This is a genomic window from Kluyvera sp. EC_51 (genome assembly GCF_019584505.1).
GTDB lineage: Bacteria > Pseudomonadota > Gammaproteobacteria > Enterobacterales > Enterobacteriaceae > Kluyvera > Kluyvera sichuanensis.
In genome coordinates this window covers 69382-93170 of the sequence record NZ_VDAG01000016.1, presented here as the reverse complement: position 1 = coordinate 93170, position 23789 = coordinate 69382, and the positions used below count along the sequence as shown (strand labels likewise).

The window sequence follows — 23789 nt, the reverse complement described above, 5'->3', positions numbered from 1 at the left end:
TCCGGCCCGCTCCCTGAGGGAGAGGGTAAAACCCAGTCCCCTCGCCCCTTAGGGGAGAGGGTTAGAGTGAGGGGAAAATCACTTAAGCCAGAATACGCGTACCAATTGGCGTGCCGTTAAACAGCGCCGGCAGTTGCTCCGCGTGACGCCATGAGGCGATATCTACCGGGCGACCCAGCGTACGTGCCGCATCAAGCGCCGCGTTCACCTTCACAATCATCCCATCGGTAATAATGCCCTGCTCGATCAGCTGCTCAGCCTTCGCCGCCGTCATTTCCGCAATACGCTGGCCTTTACCGTCGAGAATGCCGCTCACATCGGAGAGCAGAATCAGGTCTGCGCCAAGCGTAGCCGCCAGCGCGGTTGCCGCCTGGTCAGCGTTGACGTTCATCAGTTGCCCTTCGGCGGTCACGCCGATAGAGCTCACCACCGGCAGGAAACCGCCTTCCAGCAGCAGATTAATCAATTTAGGCGAACCCGGCTGCGCCAGACCCACATGGCCCAATTCTTCATCCAGTTTGCTCACCTGCACGCTGTCGCCGTCGCCGAGGAACAGGCCAACGGAGGCGATATCATGCTTCTTCGCCCATGCCAGCAGCGTTTTGTTGGCGGTACCCGCCAGCGCGCCGGTAATAATGTCGATTTGATCGGCAGGGGTGACGCGCAGACCATTTTTCTTTTTCACCGGCAGATTGAGCTGTTTCATCAGCTCATCCACTACGCAGCCACCGCCGTGGACAATCACCAGCGGGCGCTGATGCGACTCGCGGTAGTTCACCAGTGCGGTAAACAGACGCTCCAGCGCCTCTTCGCTATCCAGTAACACGCCGCCCAGTTTGATAATTAATGGATTCATCGTCGTCACACCTTAAATAAGAGACTGCGTCTCAGCGAAGCCGAAACGGATATTGGCGCACTGCACGGCCTGTGCGGCAGCGCCTTTCAATAGGTTGTCTTCGGTCGCCACGACGATCAGGTGCTCGCCCTGCACGGCAAAACCGATATCGCAGAACGGCAGTCCGACCACATTTTTCAGTGCCGGAACGCCCTTCTCGTATAAACGTACCATCGGCTTGTCACCGTAGGCCTGTTGTAAGGTTTCTGCCACCTGCGCGTGGGTCACGCCCGGCTTCAGACGACAGGTAATCGTCTCCAGAATACCGCGCGGGAAGTTGCCCAGATGCGGGGTGAAAATCACCTCTGCGCCAAGGTGGCTGGCGATTTCCGGCTGATGGCGATGAGTGAACACGCCGTACGGCTGTAGACTGACTTCGCAGAAGCTATTAGAGATAGCGGCTTTGCGCCCGGCACCGCTCACGCCGGAAGTGGCGTTGATCACTGGCCACTGGTTGAGATCCAGGAGATCGGCATCAATCAGGGGTTTCAGAGAAAGCTGCGCCGCCGTCGGGTAACAGCCCGGCACCGCAATCAGGTTCGCCTCTTTCAGCGCCTCGGCGCTCCACTCGGCCAGGCCGTACACCGCCTGCGCCAGCAGCTCAGGATGCTGATGGGTAAAGCCGTAGTATTTTTCATAGAAGGCACCGTCGTTGACGCGGAACGCACCGGAAAGGTCGAACACCACGCAGCCTGCCGCAAGGAACTGCGGGGCCAGATCGTGACTCACTTCGTGGGCGGTCGCCAGGAACACCACATCAACACCGGCACTGAATTCGCTGATGTCGGACATCGGCTGCAGCGGCAGATCGACAATCCCTTTCAGCTGTGGATGCAAATCGGAGATTAACTTTCCTGCATCATTGCTTTGCGCTGAGACCGTCAAAGCGGTTATGTTCATATGAGGATGGCGATTTACATAGGTCACAAGCTCTGCGCCAGCGTAACCGCTCGCGCCCACAATCAGCGTATTCAACATCGGGGCTGCTCACCTTCTTATGTCTGTTTGCCTGATTAAGCGTTTTCTATTCACCCTACCGTTGGTGGGTTTTCTTACGCCTAATGATAATGTATTTTTATTCACAAATACTGCATGAATATTGATACTATCATGACCCGAGGTGTGTCAACAATGAAAAACAATTTACCCCCATTTATCGAGATTTACCGTGCGTTGATCGGCACTCCTTCCATCAGCGCAACCGAAGTAGCGCTCGATCAGAGCAATGCGTCTTTAATCACTCTGCTTGCTGACTGGTTTGCCTCGTTAGGCTTCAACGTTGAGGTGCAGCCGGTTCCCGGCACACGCAATAAATTCAACCTGCTGGCCAGCATCGGACACGGCGCGGGCGGGCTACTGCTGGCCGGTCATACTGATACCGTGCCGTTCGACGACGGGCGCTGGACCCGCGATCCGTTTACCCTCACCGAGCATGACAACAAGCTCTACGGTCTGGGTACCGCCGACATGAAAGGCTTCTTCGCCTTTATTCTGGATGCGCTGCGTGATGTTGACGTGACGACGCTGAAAAAGCCGCTCTATATCCTGGCCACCGCCGATGAAGAGACCAGCATGGCGGGGGCTCGCTACTTCTCCGAATCCACCGAACTGCGCCCGGACTGCGCCATCATCGGTGAACCAACTTCACTGCAGCCAGTGCGCGCGCACAAAGGTCATATGTCGAACGCCATCCGCGTGATGGGCCAGTCTGGCCACTCCAGCGACCCGGCGCGCGGCGTCAATGCCATTGAGATCATGCACGACGCGATTGGCCGCGTAATGCAGTTACGCGACTCGCTGAAAGAACGCTATCACTACGACGCGTTCACCGTGCCGTATCCAACGCTCAACCTCGGTAGCCTCCACGGCGGCGATGCTTCCAACCGCATCTGCGCCTGCTGCGAGCTGCACATGGACATTCGTCCGCTGCCGGGAATGACCTTGAACGATCTGAACGGCCTGCTCGACGAAGCCCTTGATCCGGTCAGCGCGCAGTGGCCGGGCCGCCTGACCATTAGCGAACTGCATCCGCCGATTCCAGGCTACGAATGCCCGCCGGATCACCAGCTGGTTCAGGTGCTGGAAAAACTGCTCGGTACCAAGACCGAAGTGGTGAACTACTGCACCGAAGCGCCGTTTATCCAGACCCTGTGCCCGACCATCGTTCTCGGCCCAGGCTCGATTAACCAGGCGCACCAGCCGGACGAATATCTGGAAACGCGCTTTATTAAGCCGACGCGCGAGTTAATTACCCAGGTCGTGCATCACTTCTGCTGGCACTAATGAATTTTGCCCGGTGGCTTAATGCTTGCCGGGCCTATCCTGTCAGTAGGCCGGATAAGCGCAGCGCCATCCGGCACCTTTCCGCTCCCCCGTTCCCGCGATCTCCTTCACATTTTCATAAGCATTTCTTATCTGGCACGATACGAATTAACTTTCATAAATTGTCGCGATTTATTCGTTTGCTGAAGCGATTTCGCAGCAATTGACGTACGGGTTTTTACGTGGCTTTATAAAAGAGGTGTCTTTATCTCGCCCTTACGTTCCAGGGGTTGGGATATAACAAAATAAAATGAGATGGGGTGTCTGGGTTAATGAACGAACAATATTCCGCGTTGCGTAGTAATGTCAGTATGCTCGGTAAAGTGCTAGGCGATACCATCAAGGATGCGCTTGGTGAGAACATTCTTGACCGTGTAGAAACGATCCGTAAGTTGTCCAAATCTTCTCGTGCGGGCAACGAAGCCAATCGCCAGGAGCTGCTCACCACGCTGCAGAACCTGTCCAACGATGAACTGCTGCCGGTCGCCCGCGCGTTCAGTCAGTTCCTGAATCTGGCTAACACCGCCGAGCAGTACCACAGCATTTCGCCAAAAGGCGAAGCGGCAAGCAACCCGGAAGTGATTGCTCGTACCCTGCGTAAACTCAAAGACCAACCTAATCTCGACGAAACCACGATAAAAAAAGCCGTTGAATCCCTGTCGCTGGAGCTGGTGCTCACCGCGCACCCAACTGAAATCACGCGTCGTACGCTGATTCACAAAATGGGCGAGATCAACAACTGCTTAAAGCAGCTCGATAATACCGATATCGCCGACTACGAGCGCAACCAGGTGATGCGCCGTCTGCGTCAGCTGATTGCCCAGTCCTGGCACACCGACGAAATCCGTAAACACCGCCCAAGCCCGGTTGATGAAGCCAAATGGGGCTTTGCGGTTGTGGAAAACAGCCTGTGGGAAGGCGTACCAAACTACCTGCGCGAGCTGAACGAACAGCTGGAAGAGAACCTCGGCTACCAGCTGCCGGTTGATTTCGTGCCGGTACGCTTCACCTCCTGGATGGGCGGCGACCGCGACGGCAACCCGAACGTCACCGCGGAAATCACCCGCCACGTCCTGCTGCTCAGCCGCTGGAAAGCCACCGACCTGTTCCTGAAAGATATTCAGATTCTGATTTCCGAACTGTCGATGGTTGAGTGCACCGACGAACTGCGCGAACTGGTTGGCGAAGCGGGTGCTACCGAGCCGTACCGTTTCCTGATGAAAAACCTGCGTACCCGTCTGCTGGCTACCCAGGCGTGGCTGGAAGCACGCCTGAAAGGTGAGCGTCTGCCGAAACCGGCGGGCCTGATCAGCCAGAACGAACAGCTGTGGGAACCGCTGTACGCTTGTTATAAATCACTGCAGGCCTGCGGGATGGGCATTATCGCCAACGGCGAACTGCTCGACACCCTGCGCCGCGTGAAGTGTTTTGGCGTGCCGCTGGTGCGTATCGACGTGCGTCAGGAAAGCACCCGTCATACCGAAGCGCTGGGCGAACTGACCCGCTATCTGGGCATCGGCGACTACGAAAGCTGGTCTGAAGCCGACAAGCAGGCCTTCCTGATCCGCGAACTGAATTCCAAACGTCCGCTTCTCCCGCGTAGCTGGGAACCAAGCAACGAAACCCGCGAAGTCCTCAATACCTGTAAAGCGATTGTCGATGCGCCTATCGGCTCGGTCGCCGCCTACGTTATCTCCATGGCGAAAACGCCGTCCGACGTGCTGGCCGTTCACCTGCTGCTGAAAGAAGCGGGCATTACCTTCGCGCTGCCAGTGGCGCCACTGTTCGAAACCCTCGACGACCTGAACAACGCCGACGACGTCATGACTCAGCTGCTGAGCATCGACTGGTATCGCGGCTTTATTCAGGGCAAGCAGATGGTCATGATTGGCTATTCCGACTCCGCAAAAGATGCGGGCGTAATGGCGGCATCCTGGGCGCAGTACCAGGCACAGGATGCGTTAATCAAAACCTGTGAGAAAGCGGGCATCGAGCTGACGCTGTTCCACGGTCGCGGTGGCTCTATCGGCCGCGGCGGCGCCCCGGCGCACGCTGCGCTGCTCTCTCAGCCTCCGGGCAGCCTGAAAGGCGGCCTGCGCGTGACCGAACAGGGCGAGATGATCCGCTTCAAATACGGTCTGCCGGAAATCACCGTCAGCAGCCTGTCGCTGTACACCAGCGCCATTCTGGAAGCGAACCTGCTGCCACCGCCGGAGCCAAAAGAAGAGTGGCGCGGCATCATGGACGAACTGTCGGATATCTCCTGCGAGATGTACCGCGGCTACGTGCGTGAAAACAAAGATTTCGTGCCGTACTTCCGCTCCGCCACGCCGGAGCAGGAGCTGGGCAAACTGCCATTGGGTTCACGCCCGGCAAAACGTCGCGCCACCGGCGGCGTTGAGTCACTGCGTGCGATTCCATGGATCTTCGCCTGGACGCAGAACCGCCTGATGCTGCCAGCCTGGCTGGGCGCTGGCGCGGCGCTGCAAAAAGTGGTTGAAGACGGTAAGCAGAGCAAGCTGGAAGCCATGTGTCGCGACTGGCCGTTCTTCTCTACCCGCTTGGGCATGCTGGAGATGGTCTACTCGAAGGCTGACCTGTGGCTGGCGGAATACTACGATCAGCGTCTGGTGAAAAAAGAGCTGTGGGGTCTGGGCACCGAGCTGCGCGAGCAGTTGGAAGCCGACATCAAAGTGGTGCTGGATATCGCCAACGATGCGCACCTGATGGCCGACCTGCCGTGGATTGCCGAGTCTATCCAGCTGCGTAACGTCTACACTGACCCGCTGAACGTTCTGCAGGCTGAACTGCTGCACCGTTCACGTAAAGCGGAAGAAGAAGGTCTGGAGCCGAACCATAACGTTGAGCAGGCGCTGATGGTCACCATCGCGGGCGTTGCTGCCGGTATGCGTAACACCGGTTAATCTCTCCCCCATGTAGCCCGGCCGAGCGAAGCGACGCCGGGAATATGCACGGTGCAGCCCCGGCGTTATCCGGGCGATCTGCACGCCAAAAGGCCACATTCTTTGTGGCCTTTTTTTATCCCCTCGGTTAAGGTTTCTGCGTTGTTCACCACGACAGGGGGCCCCATGCTTTTCGATATCAACCCGCTGCTTTCCCACATCGCCTCAGGCGCCACGCCGCTGCAAAAAATCTGGTTTGCCGGGAATCACGCGCCGGTGCCGGAGATGGCGTTTCAGGTTGACTTTCCGCGGCTGGAGATCCTGCTTGAAGGGCAGCTCACCGATGCCGCGCTGGGTGAACCCATGTTGACGCTCGATGCGCTCTACGTTCCCGCTGGCGGCTGGAATTTCCCGCAGTGGCAGAGTCCGGTCACCACGCTGAGCATTCTGTTTGGCAAGCAACAGCTGGGGTTTAGCGTGCAGCAGTGGGATGGGCAGCAGTTGAAGAACATGGCGAAGCAGCACGTCGCTCGCCGTGGCCCACGCGTCGGCTCTTTCCTGCTGCAAACCATGAGTGAAATTCAGATGCAACCGCAGGAGCAGCAAACCGCCCGGCTGATTGCCACCAGCCTGATCAGCCACTGCGCCGACCTGCTCAGCAGCCAAATCCAGACCGCCTCACGCAGCCAGGCGCTGTTCGACGCCATTCGCGAGCATATCGATAGCCACTTTGCCGAACCGCTAACCCGCGAATCGGTGGCGCAGGCGTTCTACATTTCTCCCAACTATCTGTCGCATCTGTTTCAGAAAAGCGGAGTAATGGGATTTAACGAATACCTTAACCATACCCGACTGGAGCACGCCAGACGGCTGTTAAAGGGTTACGACCTGAAGGTCAAAGAGATTGCCCACGCCTGTGGGTTTGTCGACAGCAACTACTTCTGCCGTCTGTTCCGCAAGAATACTGACCGTTCGCCGTCAGAGTACCGCCGTCAGTACCACAGTCAGCTGACTACGACAGAATAATGTGCGTGTGCTGCGGCGCGGAAAGCAGCTTACGCACCGCGGCCATGACCTTTTGCGGCTCGCGTAAAAAGGCGCTAATCCCAGACTGCACGCAGCGGCTCTGGGTAAAACGGTCTGCGCCGTTGAGCTCGATATCGGTAATCAGCAGCACCGCATCGGCCCGGCGGATGTCGTCTTCCGTCAGCGCATTTTCAATGCCAAGCGCCCCCTGCGTTTCAATCTTTATGGTCCACTTTTCCTGCTGACAGAGTTTTTCCAGACGTTCCGCCGCCATGTAGGTGTGGGCCACCCCACTGACGCAGGCCGTTACCGCTACCAGCACTCTTCCGCTCGTTACCGTCATCGTCTCCTCCTTGCAGAAAACAAACGCTGGCGGGCGCAAAAATTCTTTCGCACCCGCCAGTGGCTAAGTTTCTATTGTATCGGGATAAAACTTAGGCGCTCTGCGCTAAGTGTGCCTCGATCTTATTCATAATAGCGTCGGCACGTTTAACCGCATCGCTAATATTAACCCGCACAATGGTTTTCCCGGCAAAACGTTCTTCCGCCTTGATGCCAATGTCTTTGGTCAGAATCACCATGTCCGCTGCCGCTACATCGCTCGCCGTCAGCTCATTTTCCTGACCAATAGACCCCTGCGTTTCTACCTTCACGTTCCAGCCTTTTGATTTCGCCGCACTCTCCAGCGCTTCCGCTGCCATGTAGGTGTGTGCTACGCCGGAAGGACAAGCCGTTACCGCAATAATACTGGTCATAATCTTCTACCTTCTCAATTAGTTAATTTCGAAATCCAAATCCAGGTCATCTTCTTTTTCGACAACCGCTTTTTTGTTCTTACGCGCCAGGCTTTTCAGGACGTTGACGCTCACCGCCGTGACCACCGCACCGACCACAATCGCCAGCAGATAGCCCAGCTTGCCTTCAACCACCGGCAGGACAATCAAGCCGCCCCACCCGGCGTAGCACTGTGCTCCCATCAGCGCGGCGGTCACCGTGCCGCAGACGGAGCCCAGCATGATGGAAGGGATCACGCGCAGCGGATCGGCAGCGGCGAACGGAATCGCCCCTTCGGTAACGCCGACGCAGCCCATCACCAGCGCGGCTTTGCCCGCTTCACGCTCTTCGTTATTGAAGTTTTTACGATTAATCAGCGTTGCCAGCCCCAGGCCCAGCGGTGGCACGCAGATGCCGACAGCGGCAATGGCGACGACGGTATAGACGCCCTGAGAGACGCAGATCAGCATGAAGGCGTAGGCCACTTTGTTGACCGGGCCGCCCATATCGAACGCCAGCATCAGGCCCATAATCACCGCCAGCACCACGATGCTGCCAGCCTGCATCCCTTGCAGCCACTGCGTCAGGCTGGAGGTCAGCAGACCTACCGGCTCACCCAGCCCCCACATCATGATGCCTGCGGTAATAAAGGTGCCGACGATAGGAATCACGAAGATAGGCATCACCGAACGCAGCACTTTGTGTACCGGGATCTTCTTCAGGTAGTAGACTACGATACCGCCAATAATCCCGGCGATTAGCGCGCCAAAGAAGCCCGCGCCAAAACTGTTACCGACCCACGCGCCGATGGCGCAAGGCGCCAGCGCAGAACGTTCAGCAATGGAGTAGCCGATGTAGGCGGCGAGGAAAGGCACCATCAGCGTCAGGCCCGCGACACCGATATCAAAGAGCTTTTTCAGGTTAGGGTCGGTTGCAACATCAGGTACGGCCCCTTTGCCGTACAGCATGACGGAGACGGCCAGTAAAATACCGCCCGCAACCACAAACGGGATCATGTGCGACACGCCAGTCATCAAATGCTGACGGGTGTTTTTGAGTATTTGCACCAATTCTTTCATCAGTCGCTCCTGGGCTTCTTCGGCCCATATCTATTAGGGTGTTGTGGCAAACAATAGGCAATTGGCGGCGGGACAGACAGTGGATAAAAAGTGCATTTACTGGATTTTTGTATTATCAAAAGAAAAATGCGAGCGACCTCAAAAGTTAGCGCATGAACGGCCTTAATACGCATGACATGGAACCTGTGAGGTTGCTCGCATTTTCCAGCAGACCATACATTTATCCAGTTTTTGACATAAATGTCAGATAGCATGCCCCTTCACAAGCCCCCTATTCTGTTACCCATATCGAATGATTTGGGAGATAAGGTTATGGCGTTGGTTGTTGAATTTGTCTGCGAATTACCGAACGGCGTGCATGCTCGCCCGGCCAGCCACGTTGAGACGCTGTGCAACACGTTTAGCTGCGATATTGAATGGCATAACCTGCGTACGGATCGCAAAGGCAACGCCAAAAGCGCGCTGGCAATTATCGGCACCGACACGCTGTCAGGCGATAGCTGCCGCCTGCTGCTGAACGGTGCAGATGAGCAGAACGCGCATCAACGTCTCTCCACCTGGCTGAAAGAGGAATTTCCGCTGTGCGACGCGCCGCTGGCGCAGGTTGCCAACGTAGAGCAGGAAGCGCTACCTGAATCTCTGACCCGCCTCAACCCAACGCTGTTCCGCGCACTGCCGGTCTGTAACGGCAGCGCGGGCGGCGTGCTCACTCGTCTGGCCGCGCTGGATCTCAATAATCTCGGCGAACTTCCGCCCGCGAAAAATGCGGAACAGGAACAGTCGGCGCTGGATAGCGGCCTGACACGGCTGGTCAGAACGCTGGAACTGCGGTTGTTAGACAACGACAGCACCGCCAGCGCTATCCTCGAAGCGCACCGCTCGCTGGCGACCGATACCTCGTTACGCCAGCATTTACTGGCGGGCGTGAATAACGGTCTGAGCTGCGCGCAGGCCGTCGTTGAGAGCGCCAACCACTTCTGCGCCGAATTTGCCCGTTCCAGCAGCAGCTATTTACAAGAGCGTGCGCTGGACGTGCGCGACGTCGGCTTCCAGCTGCTGCAGCATATTTATGGTGAAGACCGCTTCCCGGCACCGGGCCAGCTTACTCAGCCGTCCATCTGCGTGGCGGAAGAATTGACCCCAAGCCAGTTCCTCGAACTGGACAAAACCCTGCTCAAAGGCCTGCTGTTACAAAGCGGCGGCACCACCTCGCATACGGTGATCCTCGCTCGCTCCTTTAACATTCCAACCCTTGTGGGCGTGGAGATTGATGCACTAACGCCGTGGCAGAACCAGCCGGTTTACCTCGACGGCAACGCGGGTGCGGTGATTGTCGCCCCAACAGAGGCCATCACCCGCTATTACCAGCAGGAAGCACGTGTACAGGCCGCCATTCGCGAACAGCAAAGCGTGTGGCTGCATAAAGAGGCGCGCACCGCCGACGGCATTCGCCTTGAGGTTGCCGCCAACATTGCCCACTCCGTTGAAGCGCAGGCCGCCTTCGGCAACGGCGCGGAGGCCGTCGGCCTGTTCCGCACGGAAATGCTCTATATGGACAGGGCCAGCGAGCCGAGCGAGAGTGAGCTGTACAACATTTTCTGCCAGGCGCTGGAGTCCGCCGAAGGACGTAGCATTATTATCCGCACCATGGATATCGGCGGCGATAAGCCGGTGGATTACCTCAATATTCCGGCAGAAAACAACCCGTTCCTCGGCTACCGCGCGGTGCGTATTTATGAAGAGTATTCCGCGCTGTTCACCACCCAATTGCGTGCCATCCTGCGCGCTTCCGCCCACGGTAGCCTGAAAATCATGATCCCGATGATCTCCTCCATGGAAGAGATTTTGTGGGTCAAAGAGAAGGTGGCCGAAGCCAAACAGCAGCTGCGCAGCGAACACGTGCCGTTCGATGAGCGCATTCCGCTGGGCATCATGCTGGAAGTGCCGTCGGTGATGTTCATCATCGACCAGTGCTGCGAAGAGATAGACTTCTTCAGCATTGGCAGTAACGACCTGACCCAGTACCTGCTGGCAGTCGATCGCGATAACGCCAAAGTGACTCGCCACTACAACAGTTTGAATCCAGCCTTCCTGCGCGCCCTGGACTTCGCCGTGCAGGCGGTGCACCGTCAGGGGAAATGGATTGGTCTGTGCGGCGAGCTGGGCGCTAAAGGCTCGGTACTGCCGCTGCTGGTTGGGCTGGGAATGGATGAAATCAGCATGAGCGCCCCGTCGATTCCGGCGACCAAAGCGCGTCTGGCGCAGCTCGACAGCCGCGCCTGCCGCCAGTTGCTCAACCAGGCGATGGCCTGCCGCACCTCGCTGGAAGTGGAGCACCTGCTCGCCCAGTTCCGTATGAGCCAGCAGGATGCGCCGCTGATTACCCCACGCTGTATTTCGCTCGATAACGACTGGCGCAGCAAAGAGGAGGTCATCAAAGGGATGACCGACAACCTGCTGCTCGCCGGGCGCTGCCGCTACCCGCGTAAGCTGGAAGCCGACCTGTGGGCACGAGAAGCGGTCTTCTCCACCGGGCTGGGCTTCAGCTTCGCTATTCCACACAGCAAATCGGAACATATTGAGCAGTCGACCATCAGCGTCGCGCGCCTGCCCGCGCCGGTAGCCTGGGGCGATGACGAGGCGCAGTTCATCATTATGCTGACGCTGAACAAACATGCCGCCGGAGACCAGCATATGCGCATCTTCTCGCGCCTGGCCCGCCGCATTATGCATGAAGAATTCCGTAGCGCTCTGGTTAACGCCGCTTCTGCCGACGCTATCGCCAGCCTGCTGCAACACGAACTGGAACTTTAAGAGGAAATAGCATGGAACTGTATCTGGATACCGCCAACGTGCAGGAAGTGGAACGTCTGGCCCGTATTTTTCCGATTGTCGGCGTGACCACTAACCCAAGCATCGTGGCCGCCAGCCGCGAATCCATCTGGGACGTGCTGCCGCGTTTGAAAAAAGCCGTGGGTGAAAACGGCACGCTGTTTGCCCAGACCATGAGCCGTACCGCCGAAGGTATGGTGGCCGAAGCGCGTAAGCTGAATGATGCCGTGCCGGGCATCGTGGTGAAAGTCCCGGTCACCGCCGAAGGTCTGGCGGCGATTAAGCTTTTGAAACAAGCGGGCATTCCAACGCTTGGCACCGCTGTCTACAGCGCCTCTCAGGGGCTGCTGGCCGCGCTGGCGGGGGCAAAATACGTGGCGCCGTACGTCAACCGCGTCGACGCCCAGGGCGGTGACGGTATCCGCATGGTGCAGGAGCTGCAATCGCTGCTGGAGCTGCATGCGCCGGAAAGCAAAGTGCTGGCAGCCAGCTTTAAAACCCCACGTCAGGCGCTGGACTGTTTATTGGCAGGATGTGAGGCCATCACCCTTCCTTTAGATGTAGCGCAACAAATGCTCGGCACACCCGCAGTAGAGTCAGCTATTGAGAAGTTTGAGCAAGACTGGAAAAACGCATTTGGGAATCTGAACCTGTAGGAGAAATGTATGGATCGCATTATTCAATCACCAGGTAAGTATATTCAGGGTGCCGACGTTATCACACGTCTAGGTGACTATCTGAAGCCAATGGCCAATAGCTGGCTGGTCGTCGGCGATAAATTCGTGCTGGGATTTGCCGAAGAGACGCTGCGCAAAAGCCTGACCGGCGCGGGCCTGTCCGTTGAAATCGCGCCGTTCGGCGGCGAATGTTCACAGAACGAAGTTAACCGTCTGCAGGACGTGGCGAATAGCGCCAAATGCAGCGCCATTTTAGGTATCGGCGGCGGGAAAACGCTGGATACGGCCAAAGCGCTGGCCCACTTTATGAATCTGCCGGTGGCGATTGTTCCCACCATCGCCTCCACCGATGCACCGTGCAGCGCACTCTCCGTGCTGTACACCGATGATGGCGAATTCGACCGTTACCTGATGCTGCCGCACAACCCGAACATGGTTATCGTCGATACCAAAATCGTCGCCGGTGCCCCTGCACGCCTGCTGGCTGCCGGGATTGGCGATGCGCTGGCAACCTGGTTTGAAGCCCGTGCCTGCTCGCGCAGCGGCGCCACCACCATGGCAGGCGGGAAATGCACCCAGGCCGCGCTGGCGGTCGCTGAGCTTTGCTACAACACGCTGATTGAAGAAGGCGAGAAAGCCATGCTGGCCGCCGAGCAGCACGTGGTGACGCCAGCGCTGGACCGCGTCATTGAAGCTAACACCTACCTGAGCGGCGTCGGCTTCGAGAGCGGTGGTTTGGCGGCTGCGCACGCCATTCATAACGGCATGACGGCAATTGCAGACGCACACCACTACTACCACGGTGAGAAAGTCGCGTTTGGTACCCTCACCCAACTGGTGCTGGAAAACGCGCCGGTGGAGGAAATTGAAACCGTCGCGGCGCTTTGCCATAGCGTTGGTCTGCCAATTACCCTGGCACAGCTGAGTATCAAAGAGGATATTCCGGCGAAAATGCGCCTGGTGGCGGAAGCGGCCTGTGCGGAAGGCGAGACCATCCACAACATGCCGGGCGGCGCGGACCCTGACCGCGTTTACGCGGCGCTGTTGGTGGCTGACCAGTATGGGCAGCGTTTTCTGCACGAGTGGGAGTAATGAGATAAGGTAGCCCGGCCGAACGAAGTGACGCCGGGATCTCCCCGGAGTCGCCGCTAACGCGTCTCGTCCGGGCTACCTTAAACCCACAAACAAAAATCCCCGCTTTCGCGGGGATTTTTTATACCTTCACGCCCACCTTACAGCAGGTCGAAACGGTCCAGGTTCATCACTTTCACCCATGCCGCCACGAAGTCTTTCACAAACTTCTCTTTCGCATCGCTGGAGGCATAAACCTCCGCCAGCGCACGCAGTACGGCGTTAGAGCCAAAGACCAGGTCAGCGCGCGTGGCGGTGTATTTAACCTCACCGCTCGCACGATCGCGGCCTTCAAACAGCTCGGACGTTTCGTCGGTCGCTTTCCACTCGGTGCGCATATCCAGCAGGTTGACGAAGAAGTCAGTGCTGAGTGCGCCCACGTTGTCGGTAAAGACGCCGTGGTTGCTGCCGTCGAAGTTGGCACCCAGTACGCGCATACCGCCAACCAGTACGGTCAGCTCCGGCGCGGTCAGGGTCAACAGCTGCGCTTTGTCGATCAGCAGAGATTCCGTGGTCGCTTCACCCGGTGCCGCACGATAGTTACGGAAACCATCGGCAAGCGGTTTGAGCAGCTCGAACATCTCGATGTCCGTCTGATCCTGACGCGCATCAACGCGGCCTGGGGTAAACGGAACCTTGATATCAACGCCGGCCGCTTTCGCTGCCTGCTCAACGCCCACCACACCGGCCAGCACGATAATATCGGCCAGAGAAGCTTTGTGCGCTGACTTATAGATGCCTTCCAGCACCGGCAGTACGCGAGCCGCCGTGGCGTTCACTTCCCAGTCACGCTGCGGCGCAAGCGCCAGACGTGCGCCGTTCGCCCCACCGCGCTTATCACCGCCGCGGAAGGTGGAAGCGGAAGCCCAGGCGACCGACACCAGCTCACCTACGGAGAGGCCGGATGCCGCAATCTCAGCCTTCAGGCTTTCGATATCTTCGGCGGTCGGGTTGAAGAACGCATGCGGCAGCGGATCCTGCCAAATCAGATCTTCACGTGGCACTTCTGGCCCGATGTAACGCGCTTTTGGCCCCATATCACGGTGGGTCAGTTTGAACCACGCGCGGGCAAAGGCTTCGTTAAAGGCCTGCGGGTCGTTCAGGAAGCGGCGAGAAATTTTCTCGAAGTCCGGGTCGAAGCGCAGCGTCAGGTCGGTCACCAGCATGGTTGGCTTACGTTTTTTCGACGGGTCGAACGGATCCGGAATGATGTCCGGCGCATCTACCGCTTCAAACTGGATGGCGCCAGCCGGGCTGCGGGTCTGCACCCATTCGTATTTGAACAGGTTCTCGAAGAAGTAGTTGCTCCACTGGGTAGGCGTCTGTGTCCAGACCACTTCCAGACCGGAGGTGATGGCATCTTTACCTACACCACTGCCGTAGCTGTTTGCCCAGCCCAGGCCCTGAGATTCAATCGGTGCCGCTTCCGGATCCGGACCGACGTGCGTTGCCGAAGCCGCGCCGTGGGTTTTACCCAGCGTGTGACCACCGGCAATCAGCGCCACGGTCTCTTCGTCGTCCATCCCCATGTTACCGAAGGTGGCGCGAATCGCCGCTGCCGCAGACAGCGGTTCACCGCTGGCGTTTGGCCCTTCCGGGTTCACGTAGATAAGGCCCATTTCGGTGGCCGCAAGCGGGCGTTTCGCCAGCTCTTCCGGATCACGGTGCGCCAGCCAGGCTTTTTCATCACCCCAGTTTACGTCCTGATCCGGTTCCCACACGTCTTCACGCCCGGCACCAAAACCAAAGGTACGGAAACCAGAGTTTTCCAGCGCCACGTTACCCGCAAGGATATACAAGTCGGCCCAGGAGATTTTCTGCCCATATTTCTGTTTGATTGGCCACAGCAGACGACGCGCCTTATCCAGGCTCACGTTATCCGGCCAGGAGTTCAGCGGTGCGAAACGCTGTTGACCGCGCCCTGCGCCGCCGCGACCGTCGGTAGAACGGTAGGTACCCGCACCGTGCCACGCCATGCGGATAAATAACCCCACATAGCTGCCCCAGTCTGCAGGCCACCAGGATTGCGAATCCGTTAACAGCGCACGAATATCACCCTTCAGTGCGGAGTAATCTAATTTGCTGAATTCTTTGCGATAATCGAAATCTTCACCCAGCGGGTTGGATCGATTGGAATGCTGATTAAGTAGATCAACGCGAAGCTGCTTCGGCCACCAGTCCTTGCTACTGGTGCCAGCGCCGGCGCTTAAATCGTGACCACCACCGTGGTGGAAAGGACATTTACCTGCGTTCTGGATATCGTCTGGCGTGCTCATCACTATGCTCCCTTACAGTATTTATCGTTAAGATATACACCCCTGCTGATAAGTTATAGCTGAAATGACCCACGGATTTGATAGTTAATTCCTCTTATTTTTCCCTTGTCAGAGAGGAATTTCTGCGCAGGTCGAGCCTATCCTTACACAATTTAGGGGTAGTTGACTGTGATCGATCGGGAGAAATGATAAGAAACCCCTCAAAATATAAGGAGTTTCTTATGTCTAAGCAGGGTATTTGAACACGAACCGTAGGCCGGATAAGCGCAGCGCCATCCGGCAGAATATTACGCCGGGCGCACACCCAGCGTGTGGCAAATGGCGTAGCTCATTTCCGCACGGTTCAGCGTGTAGAAGTGGAAATCTTTCACCCCTTCACGGCTCAGAATTTTGACCATGTCCATCGCGATGTTGGCGCCCACCAGCTTGCGGGTTTCAGCATCATCGTCCAGGCCATCGAACATCGTCGACATCCAGGCAGGAATGCGCACGTTGGTCATGTCGGCAAATTTCTTCGCCTGCTTGAAGTTCGAGACCGGCAGGATGCCCGGAATAATTTCTACATCGATGCCCGCCGACACGCAGCGGTCGCGAAAGCGCAGATAGCTTTCGACGTCGAAGAAGAACTGGGTGATGGCGCGGTTTGCCCCGGCTTCCACTTTACGTCTCAGATTAAGCAGATCCGCCTGGGCACTCTTCGCTTCCGGATGCACTTCCGGGTAGGCCGCTACGGAGATATCAAAATCCGCCACGTCTTTCAGCAAAGTGACCAGATCGGAGGCATACATTTCTGGTTTACCGCTGCCCGGTGGCAGGTCACCACGCAGGGCGACGATATGACGGATGCCGTTGTTCCAGTAGTCCTGGGCAATGGCGCGCAGTTCGTCGCGTGTGGCATCAATGCAGGTCAGGTGCGGCACGGCTTCCAGACCGGTGCGGTCTTTAATGCCTTTAATAATACTGTGCGTGCGGTCGCGCTCACCGGAGTTGGCCCCGTAAGTGACCGAGACGAATTTCGGCTTCAGGCTGCTTAGGCGATCGATAGAGTTCCACAGGGTTTGCTCCATTTCACTGGTGCGCGGCGGGAAAAACTCGAAAGAAACGTTAATCTGCCCTTGAACCTCGGCCAGACTCTGATTCAGCGCTTCCCGCTGGTTGGCGTGAAAAAAGCTCATACCTTACCTCTATCAATCACGTGTCATTATTGTTGTGTTGTAAACATCTATCCGTTTAGACGTCTGGATGTAAAAATGCCCCAAAAGCAGTCAGGCGTCAATAGAAAAATCCGCGTAAAAAGTGAGTTCTCTGCGATCAAGATGAAAAATATTCATCTCCACGGTGAATGGAGCAGGCTGTGCTGTCAGAAGGCCGTTTTCCGCACATAAATAGTTTGGCTACCCTCTCAGACGCTCTTCGTCTGGTCACATAAACCACACTTTCACTATGGCATAAAATTTGAGAACTAGATCTCATATTTTTCACGCATCTGCCTACTACGCAAAAATTCCATTGCAGACGTTAATGACTTGTTTCACGATAAGTAGAACGTTCTACTATAACGTTATACCTAATATAAACAGGGTTACTAAAAGCACGCACGAAGAGGCGTCTATCGGGGGAAATCAGTATGAGTCTGATTCAAAGTGTTGTTAAATCGCTTTCCAAACTGTCGATGATTGGCCGCGCGTTGATGCTGCCGATCTCGCTTCTGCCCGCTGCGGGCTTGCTGCTGGCGTTCGGGGATAAATTCCATCTGCCGCTGATGATGAACGCCGGTGGGATTATCTTCGACAACCTGCCAATGCTGTTTGCCATCGGCTCTGCCGTCGGCCTGGCCTCCGAATCCGGCATCGCGGCGCTATCTGCCGCCGTCTCCGTGTTTGTTACCAACATCACCATTAGTACCGTGCTTGGCATTACGCCGGAAATGGCGGCGCAAGGCGGGAAATACGCCATGGTGGTGGGTATTCCTACCCTGCAGATGGGCGTCTTTGGCGGCCTGATTTGTGGCATCCTGGCAGCGTGGTGCTTTAACCGCTTCCACAAAATGCAGCTGCCTGAATTCCTTGGCTTCTTCTCCGGCAAACGCTTCGTGGCGATTGCCACCGCGCTGCTATCGTTCGCCCTCGGCTTGATTCTGCCGTACATCTGGCAGCACATTCAGGCGGGTATCGACGCGCTGTCGGTGGTGATCAACGGTGATAACCAGGCGGCCTCGACCTTTATCTTCGGTCTGGTTGAACGTGCGCTGATTCCGCTTGGCCTGCACCACATCTGGTATCCGTCTTTCTGGTATTCATTCGGCGACTACACCACCCACGCCGGTCAGGTGATCCACGGTGACCAGACTATCTGGTTCAAAATGCTGGAAGAAGGGGTGAAATCCTTCAGCAGCGATACCTACCAGAACGCCGGTAAATTCATGCAGGGCGAGTTCCCGCTGATGCTGTTCGCGCTGCCTGCTGCCTGTCTGGCGATGTACCATGAAGCACATACCAAGAATAAAAAAATCGCCGCCGGTATTCTGTTCTCCGCCGCGCTGACCTGCTTCCTGACCGGGATCACCGAACCGGTTGAGTTCACCTTTATCTTTGTGGCGCCGATTCTCTACGTCTTCAACGCCATCATGGCCGGTCTCTCCTACATGGTGATGTACCTGCTGCATGCGCATATCGCCAAGTCGTTCTCGGCCGGGCTTATCGACTACATCTCCTTCGGGATCCTGCCGTCGTTCAACGGCTATCAGACCAACTTCCTGAATGCGATTATCGTCGGTATTCCGATGGGGCTGATTTACTACTTCACTTTCCGCTTTGTGATTCGCCGTTTCGACGTCAAAACGCCGGGCCGCACGGAAACCACGGTCAGCGCCAACGACAAAACTGATGAAGACCTGGCAACGGAAATTATCGACCTGCTGGGCGGCGAGCATAACATCGCGTCCGTAGGCTCCTGCATTACCCGCCTGCGTCTTGAAGTGGCGGATAAAGGGCCGGTGGACAAAGATGGGCTGAATAATATTGGTGCTCGCGGGGTCGTTTTCGTCGGCGATCACGGCATTCAGGTGATATTTGGCGCCCGAGCGCAATTTATCGCGGAAACCATGTCGACGATGATTGGCAAATAATCATAAGATTATAAGCGGTTGGAGGTTCCCGTCCCTGATGGGAGCCTCTTTGTTTTCTGCAAATGACGTAGCGGCTCAGGGAGTGATTTTTGAAGAAGGTCAGCATAATTGATGTGGCAAAACGGGCGGGCGTTTCCGTCTCCACCGTGTCGCTGGTGCTTCGCCAGAAAGGCAAAATCTCCGATGCCACCATCGAAAAAGTGCAGGCCGCCATTCATGAGCTGGGCTACGTTCACAACGTCGCCGCCGCTAACCTCCGTTCGAATACCTCTAACCTGATTGGTCTGATCCTCCGCGACTTCAGCGACAGCTTTTCCATCAAAGTGATGGCAAGCATCGTGCAGGAGCTGGAAGCGCAGGGCTACATGGTCTTTCTCGGCCAGCCGCTGAACGAACATGAACACCTCGAGCGCTGCCTGCTGTCGTTTAAGCAGCAAGGCGTTGCTGGTGTGATTTATCTGGCATCCGATGTCCGCAGCGACACTCTGCCTGCGCAAATTCGCCAGTGCCCGCTGCCGCTGGTCGTCGTTTCGCAGTCGCCGATTAAAGACGAGTGCAATCGGGTATTACGCGATAACCAACAGGCAGCTAGCCTCGCGACACGCTATCTGCTGGAACGCGGTCATCGCTATATTGCCTATCTCGGTGGCCTGGAAAACGATCTCATCCGCCAGCAACGTCTGATGGGTTTTCGCAGCACCCTCACCCGTCTTGGGATCGGCTATCGCGAAGAGTTCAGCCCTGCCTGCGGCAACGATACCTATGCTGCAAGCGTAGCCACGCGCCAACTGCTAGAAAACAACAACGCCATTACCGCGCTGCTCTGTCATTCACCGGATGCCCTAATCGGCTGTATTGATGGGATTCATAAGGTGGGGCGTACGGTAGGTAAAGATGTCTTTCTGACGCAGCAGGTCGCGCTGATTGGCTTTGAAGATATGCTGCACATCAACCTCACCTCACCGGCCTTTACCTATGTCTCTTCCGCCAGCGAAGAGAGCGGGCGGCAGGCGGCAACGCTGATGATCCGCAAACTCAAAGAGCCTGCGTTAGAGAATCAGTCGATTACGCTTTCCGGTCAGTTGGTGACGCGCGAGTCAGCCTGAGAGAGGTGCCGGACGGCGCAGCGCCATCCGGCAACCAAAGCTACAGTAACTGCGCCAGACGGTTAATATCCGACTGAATTGCCCCAGCCGTCACATCGCGACCAGCTCCCGGCCCGCGAATCACCAGCGGGTTATCGCGGTACCAGCGGCTTTCAATCGCAAAGACGTTATCGCACGGCAGCAGCGACGCCAGCGGGTGTTCCTGACGCACGGCTTCCACCCCAACGCGGGCTTTACCGTTCGCATCAAACCGCGCCACGTAACGCAGCACCAGACCCATCTCCTGCGCCGCTTCCAGGCGCTGGAGCATCTGCTCGTTCAGCTCATCGCCATTTTCAAAGAAGTGGTCGATTGAGCCCTCTTCGCAGTGCGCAGGCACCAGAGACTCTACGCGGACCTGATCCGGCTCGATGTCATAGCCCGCTTCGCGCGCCAGAATCACCAGCTTGCGCATCACGTCTTTACCGGAAAGATCGACGCGCGGATCGGGCTCGGTCAGCCCCTGCTGCCAGGCCTGATCCACCAGCTCGGTAAACGGCACGCTGCCGTCGAACTGCAGGAACAGCCAGGAGAGCGTGCCGGAGAAGATACCGCTAATGGCCAGAATGCTGTCGCCGCTATCGATCAAATCACGCACAGTGTGGTTCACCGGCAGACCTGCGCCGACGGTCGCGTTATACAGCCAGTGGCGGCCAGTTTTATCGAACGCGTCGTGTATCTGGCGATATTTATCGCTGCTGCTGGCCCCGGCCAGTTTGTTGGCGCTGATCACGTGGAAACCGTGGCTGGCGAAATCAAGATACTGATCGGCCAGCTGCGGACTGGCGGTCACGTCCAGCACCACGAGATCGTCGTACGGGTGGGCGCGCATCCACAGGAACAGCGACTCTTCATCCTGCTCGATGGCTTCATCGTCGAAGAAGGCCAACGCGCGGCTGGCATCCAGCCCTTCATAGTTCAGCAGGCTGCGGCGACTATCCACCACCCCGGCCAGCACAAACTCAAAGCCGGTGCGGGCAGAGAGCGTGCTCTGCTCACGGGCAAACAGCTCCAGCCAGCGGGAACCAATGTTACCTTTACCGAACAGCATCAGGCCGATACGCTTTTCCGCGCGGAACAGCGACTGGTGCAGGCCCTGAATCAGGCTTTCAGTTGGCCCCGCACGTAGCACGGCGACCAGGCTGATACCCTCTTCCGACTGCCAGGTAAACTCAACCGGCTGGCCTTTCAGTTGCTGCCAGAAACGGTGGCAATGCAGCGGGTTACGGGTGACGCCCGCGCCCACCATCGCCACCAGCGCCAGACCCTGGCGCAGGCGAAGCTCGCCAGGCAGGCCCGCTTCATCAAGAATTTTCAGCGCACTGTCGGCCACTTCTGAGGTGTAGCAGAACTGCAGCAGCTTATGGTCAGCGTGCACGCCTACCGCTAGTGGGCGAATCTGTGCGCGCTTGAGTAATTGGTCGATTTCTTTATGCGCCAGCTTAAAGTCCTGGCTTGCCGGAACGCGGAACTCAATCAGACAGACATCATCATGGCTGGTGACGATACGCGCACCGGTGCCGGAAGCGAGCACGCGCTCAATGCGCGTCGAACCCTGATCCGGCGAATAGCTACAGCGTAATTGCAGGTCGATATCGCTGCCGGAAACTGGCTGCAGCGTACGGGCGTGCAGCACCGGGGCGGCAAGACGCGCCAGCTCGCTGGCTTCGTCCAGACGCAGCAGCGGCAGCAGGCAGGCATCTTTGACTTTACGCGGGTCGGCGCTGTACACCCCGGCCACGTCGCTCCAGATGGTGACGCGGGAAACCCCCGCCAGCGCGCCGATTTGCGTCGCGGAGTAGTCCGAGCCGTTACGCCCCAGCAGCACGGTTTCACCCGCGTTGTTGCGGCTGATAAAGCCGGTCACCACCAGACGTTTACCCGGATGCTGTGCCAGAAGCTGTTGCAGCAGCGGATAAGAGAGGCCTTCGTCTACCTGCGGCTGCGCGGAGCGCTCGGCGCGTAAGAACGCGCGCGCATCCAGCCATGCGGCGTCCAGACCTTGCAGCTTAAGGACTTCCGCCATCAGACGAGCCGACCACACTTCACCGTGACCAACCACCTCCGCATACACCGCGTCGCTTACGCCGTTATCTAAAAGCTCGGCCAGACGCTCCAGGTCATGAATAAAATCAGCAATCATGCCGTCGGCAATTTCGGCAGGCAGCAGGCCGCTAATCAGCTCAGACTGATAGCGGCGCAGCGTCTGCTGAACCTGATGCGCAGAAAGGCGATCGGTCTGGCTGAGCTTCAGCCAGCTAATCAGCTGGTTGGTGGTGCTCCCTGCGGCGGAAACGACCATCATATCGCCGGGCTGAGAGTACTCAGTCATAATGCCGGCAACGCGCAGGTAACACTTCACATCCGCCAGACTACTTCCACCAAATTTATGCAGCTGACGCTCATTCGCCCCTGCCTGCGCAATCACACTCATGTTTACCCCTCGGCTGCGACCCGGAATCCATTTTCCAGATCGGCAATTAAGTCCTGGCTATCTTCAATACCGGTTGAGATACGCAGCAGCGTCTCAGAAATACCTGCGGCCGCGCGCGCTTCCGGGGCCATGCCCGCGTGGGTCATGGTCGCCGCGTGAGAAATCAGGCTTTCAACCCCACCCAGCGATTCCGCCAGCGTGAAAAGTGACAGCCCGCTCAGGAAGCGACGCAGCGTCTGTTCATCACCGTTCAGTTCAAAGCTCAGCATCGCACCAAAACCTTTCTGCTGGCGAGCGGCAATTTCATGCCCCTGGTTATCCGGCAGAGAAGGATGATACAGCTTTTTCACCAGCGGCTGGGTTTTCAGGAAGTCGACAATCGCCTGGGCATTGCGCTGCGCCACGTCCATACGTGGTACCAGCGTGCGCAGACCGCGCAGCAGCAGATAGCTGTCGAACGCGCCGCCGGTGACGCCGATATTATTCGCCCACCATGCCAGTTCCGTGACCGTTTCAGGATCTTTTGCAATCACCACACCCGCCACCACGTCAGAGTGACCGTTCAGGTATTTGGTGCAGGAGTGCAGGACCAGATCCGCGCCCAGCGCCAGCGGATTTTGCAGCGCCGGGCTCAGGAAGGTGTTATCCACCACGCTCGTCGCGCCAGCTTCACGCGCCAGCTGGCAGATTTTCGCAATATCCACCACGCGCAGCAGCGGGTTGCTTGGGCTTTCCACCAGCACCAGCTTCGGTTTTTCAGCCAGCGCCGCTTTTAACGCTTCATCATTGCCCTGATCGACAAACAGCACGCGATAGCAGCCGCGTTTAGCCAGGCTGTCGAACAGACGGTAGCTGCCGCCGTAGCAGTCGTGTGGCGCCACCAGCAGGTCGCCAGGCTTGAGGAATACGGTGGTTACCAGGTGAATCGCCGACATGCCCGTGTTGGTCAGAACCGCGCCTGCGCCCCCTTCCAGCTCGGCCAGCGCCCGCTGAACCACGTCACGCGTCGGGTTGCCGCGACGAGAGTAGTCATGCGCACGCGGCTCGTTAAAGCCGGTAAAGTTATAGGTACTGGAAAGATGAATCGGCGGGACAACACAACCATACTGCTCGTCGTCATTTAATCCGCTACGCACTGCGATGGTGGCCTGTTTACGGGTCATGAGGA

At 57.4% G+C, this 23789-nt stretch carries 17 protein-coding genes; 8 read left to right on the top strand and 9 right to left on the bottom strand.

The features are described from left to right. Positions 1 to 82 precede the first annotated feature (82 nt). Together argB and argC are read right to left on the bottom strand one after the other, a co-directional pair. Positions 83 to 856 carry an acetylglutamate kinase gene (gene argB / locus FHC49_RS05435; RefSeq protein ID WP_185668789.1) on the bottom strand — a complete coding sequence of 258 codons (774 nt, stop codon included), beginning with the start codon at positions 854 to 856 and terminating at the stop codon, positions 83 to 85. A 12-nt stretch (positions 857 to 868) separates the two neighbouring features. Next, complete coding sequence (argC, locus tag FHC49_RS05430; RefSeq protein WP_185668790.1) at positions 869 to 1873, bottom strand: N-acetyl-gamma-glutamyl-phosphate reductase; 1005 nt, start codon at positions 1871 to 1873, stop codon at positions 869 to 871. A 153-nt stretch (positions 1874 to 2026) separates the two neighbouring features. Here argC and argE point away from each other — a divergent pair, with 153 nt between their 5' ends. The 3 genes from argE (at position 2027) to FHC49_RS05415 (ending at position 7146) form a co-directional block, all read left to right on the top strand. Beyond that, positions 2027 to 3178, top strand: a complete 1152-nt coding sequence (gene argE / locus FHC49_RS05425; protein ID WP_220439101.1) for an acetylornithine deacetylase — start codon at positions 2027 to 2029, stop codon at positions 3176 to 3178. 311 nt (positions 3179 to 3489) lie between these two features. Beyond that, on the top strand, positions 3490 to 6141 hold the full coding sequence (gene ppc, locus FHC49_RS05420; RefSeq protein WP_185668792.1) for a phosphoenolpyruvate carboxylase: 2652 nt from the start codon (positions 3490 to 3492) through the stop codon (positions 6139 to 6141). Positions 6142 to 6306: 165 nt separating this feature from the next. Further along, positions 6307 to 7146, top strand: a complete 840-nt coding sequence (locus FHC49_RS05415; protein ID WP_220439099.1) for an AraC family transcriptional regulator — start codon at positions 6307 to 6309, stop codon at positions 7144 to 7146. Here FHC49_RS05415 and FHC49_RS05410 read toward each other — a convergent pair. The 3 genes from FHC49_RS05410 to FHC49_RS05400 form a co-directional block, all read right to left on the bottom strand. After that, positions 7133 to 7489 (bottom strand): PTS fructose-like transporter subunit IIB, encoded by a 357-nt coding sequence (locus FHC49_RS05410; protein WP_185668794.1) that lies wholly within the window; start codon positions 7487 to 7489, stop codon positions 7133 to 7135. The genes FHC49_RS05415 and FHC49_RS05410 overlap by 14 nt on opposite strands. Positions 7490 to 7580: 91 nt before the next feature. Further along, positions 7581 to 7901, bottom strand: coding sequence for a PTS fructose-like transporter subunit IIB (locus tag FHC49_RS05405; RefSeq protein WP_185668795.1), 321 nt, complete (start codon positions 7899 to 7901; stop codon positions 7581 to 7583). 18 nt (positions 7902 to 7919) lie between these two features. Beyond that, positions 7920 to 8999 (bottom strand): PTS fructose transporter subunit EIIC, encoded by a 1080-nt coding sequence (locus tag FHC49_RS05400; protein ID WP_185668796.1) that lies wholly within the window; start codon positions 8997 to 8999, stop codon positions 7920 to 7922. A gap of 312 nt (positions 9000 to 9311) precedes the next feature. On the opposite strand from FHC49_RS05400, the gene ptsP reads away from it, so the two are divergent. From ptsP to FHC49_RS05385, 3 genes are read left to right on the top strand one after another with little or no spacing between them, the layout of a single operon-like run. Beyond that, positions 9312 to 11813, top strand: a complete 2502-nt coding sequence (gene ptsP / locus FHC49_RS05395) for a phosphoenolpyruvate--protein phosphotransferase (protein ID WP_220439097.1) — start codon at positions 9312 to 9314, stop codon at positions 11811 to 11813. A gap of 11 nt (positions 11814 to 11824) precedes the next feature. Next, the gene (gene fsa / locus FHC49_RS05390; protein ID WP_185668798.1) at positions 11825 to 12487 is read left to right on the top strand and encodes a fructose-6-phosphate aldolase; all 663 of its coding nucleotides are present in this window, start codon (positions 11825 to 11827) and stop codon (positions 12485 to 12487) included. A gap of 9 nt (positions 12488 to 12496) precedes the next feature. After that, positions 12497 to 13600, top strand: a complete 1104-nt coding sequence (locus FHC49_RS05385; protein WP_185668799.1) for a glycerol dehydrogenase — start codon at positions 12497 to 12499, stop codon at positions 13598 to 13600. A 140-nt stretch (positions 13601 to 13740) separates the two neighbouring features. On the opposite strand, the gene katG is transcribed toward FHC49_RS05385, so the two are convergent. Both katG and metF read right to left on the bottom strand, forming a co-directional pair. Beyond that, the gene (gene katG / locus FHC49_RS05380) at positions 13741 to 15915 is read right to left on the bottom strand and encodes a catalase/peroxidase HPI (protein WP_220439087.1); all 2175 of its coding nucleotides are present in this window, start codon (positions 15913 to 15915) and stop codon (positions 13741 to 13743) included. 287 nt (positions 15916 to 16202) lie between these two features. Further along, positions 16203 to 17090 (bottom strand): methylenetetrahydrofolate reductase, encoded by an 888-nt coding sequence (gene metF / locus FHC49_RS05375; protein WP_185668801.1) that lies wholly within the window; start codon positions 17088 to 17090, stop codon positions 16203 to 16205. A gap of 452 nt (positions 17091 to 17542) precedes the next feature. Between metF and FHC49_RS05370 the strand changes: the two genes are divergently transcribed. Together FHC49_RS05370 and malI are read left to right on the top strand one after the other, a co-directional pair. After that, a complete protein-coding gene (locus FHC49_RS05370) occupies positions 17543 to 19042 on the top strand; it encodes a PTS transporter subunit EIIC (RefSeq protein ID WP_185668802.1) in 1500 nt (499 codons plus the stop codon). Positions 19043 to 19131: 89 nt separating this feature from the next. Next, the gene (gene malI, locus FHC49_RS05365; protein WP_220439085.1) at positions 19132 to 20148 is read left to right on the top strand and encodes a Mal regulon transcriptional regulator MalI; all 1017 of its coding nucleotides are present in this window, start codon (positions 19132 to 19134) and stop codon (positions 20146 to 20148) included. A gap of 40 nt (positions 20149 to 20188) precedes the next feature. Here malI and FHC49_RS05360 read toward each other — a convergent pair whose 3' ends face one another. Both FHC49_RS05360 and metB read right to left on the bottom strand, forming a co-directional pair. Continuing rightward, on the bottom strand, positions 20189 to 22621 hold the full coding sequence (locus tag FHC49_RS05360) for a bifunctional aspartate kinase/homoserine dehydrogenase II (protein WP_220439083.1): 2433 nt from the start codon (positions 22619 to 22621) through the stop codon (positions 20189 to 20191). A gap of 2 nt (positions 22622 to 22623) precedes the next feature. Beyond that, entirely contained in the window at positions 22624 to 23784 is a 1161-nt protein-coding gene (gene metB, locus FHC49_RS05355) for a cystathionine gamma-synthase (RefSeq protein WP_185668805.1), read from the bottom strand. Between the last annotated feature and the right edge of the window lie 5 nt (positions 23785 to 23789).

What these genes read in the sequence shown, in the direction of transcription:
- argB (WP_185668789.1), bottom strand. Translation starts at nt 856, where the DNA reads ATGAATCCATTAATTATCAAACTGGGCGGCGTGTTACTGGATAGCGAA.
- argC (WP_185668790.1), bottom strand. Translation starts at nt 1,873, where the DNA reads ATGTTGAATACGCTGATTGTGGGCGCGAGCGGTTACGCTGGCGCAGAG.
- argE (WP_220439101.1), top strand. Translation starts at nt 2,027, where the DNA reads ATGAAAAACAATTTACCCCCATTTATCGAGATTTACCGTGCGTTGATC.
- ppc (WP_185668792.1), top strand. Translation starts at nt 3,490, where the DNA reads ATGAACGAACAATATTCCGCGTTGCGTAGTAATGTCAGTATGCTCGGT.
- FHC49_RS05415 (WP_220439099.1), top strand. Translation starts at nt 6,307, where the DNA reads ATGCTTTTCGATATCAACCCGCTGCTTTCCCACATCGCCTCAGGCGCC.
- FHC49_RS05410 (WP_185668794.1), bottom strand. Translation starts at nt 7,489, where the DNA reads ATGACGGTAACGAGCGGAAGAGTGCTGGTAGCGGTAACGGCCTGCGTC.
- FHC49_RS05405 (WP_185668795.1), bottom strand. Translation starts at nt 7,901, where the DNA reads ATGACCAGTATTATTGCGGTAACGGCTTGTCCTTCCGGCGTAGCACAC.
- FHC49_RS05400 (WP_185668796.1), bottom strand. Translation starts at nt 8,999, where the DNA reads ATGAAAGAATTGGTGCAAATACTCAAAAACACCCGTCAGCATTTGATG.
- ptsP (WP_220439097.1), top strand. Translation starts at nt 9,312, where the DNA reads ATGGCGTTGGTTGTTGAATTTGTCTGCGAATTACCGAACGGCGTGCAT.
- fsa (WP_185668798.1), top strand. Translation starts at nt 11,825, where the DNA reads ATGGAACTGTATCTGGATACCGCCAACGTGCAGGAAGTGGAACGTCTG.
- FHC49_RS05385 (WP_185668799.1), top strand. Translation starts at nt 12,497, where the DNA reads ATGGATCGCATTATTCAATCACCAGGTAAGTATATTCAGGGTGCCGAC.
- katG (WP_220439087.1), bottom strand. Translation starts at nt 15,915, where the DNA reads ATGAGCACGCCAGACGATATCCAGAACGCAGGTAAATGTCCTTTCCAC.
- metF (WP_185668801.1), bottom strand. Translation starts at nt 17,090, where the DNA reads ATGAGCTTTTTTCACGCCAACCAGCGGGAAGCGCTGAATCAGAGTCTG.
- FHC49_RS05370 (WP_185668802.1), top strand. Translation starts at nt 17,543, where the DNA reads ATGAGTCTGATTCAAAGTGTTGTTAAATCGCTTTCCAAACTGTCGATG.
- FHC49_RS05360 (WP_220439083.1), bottom strand. Translation starts at nt 22,621, where the DNA reads ATGAGTGTGATTGCGCAGGCAGGGGCGAATGAGCGTCAGCTGCATAAA.
- metB (WP_185668805.1), bottom strand. Translation starts at nt 23,784, where the DNA reads ATGACCCGTAAACAGGCCACCATCGCAGTGCGTAGCGGATTAAATGAC.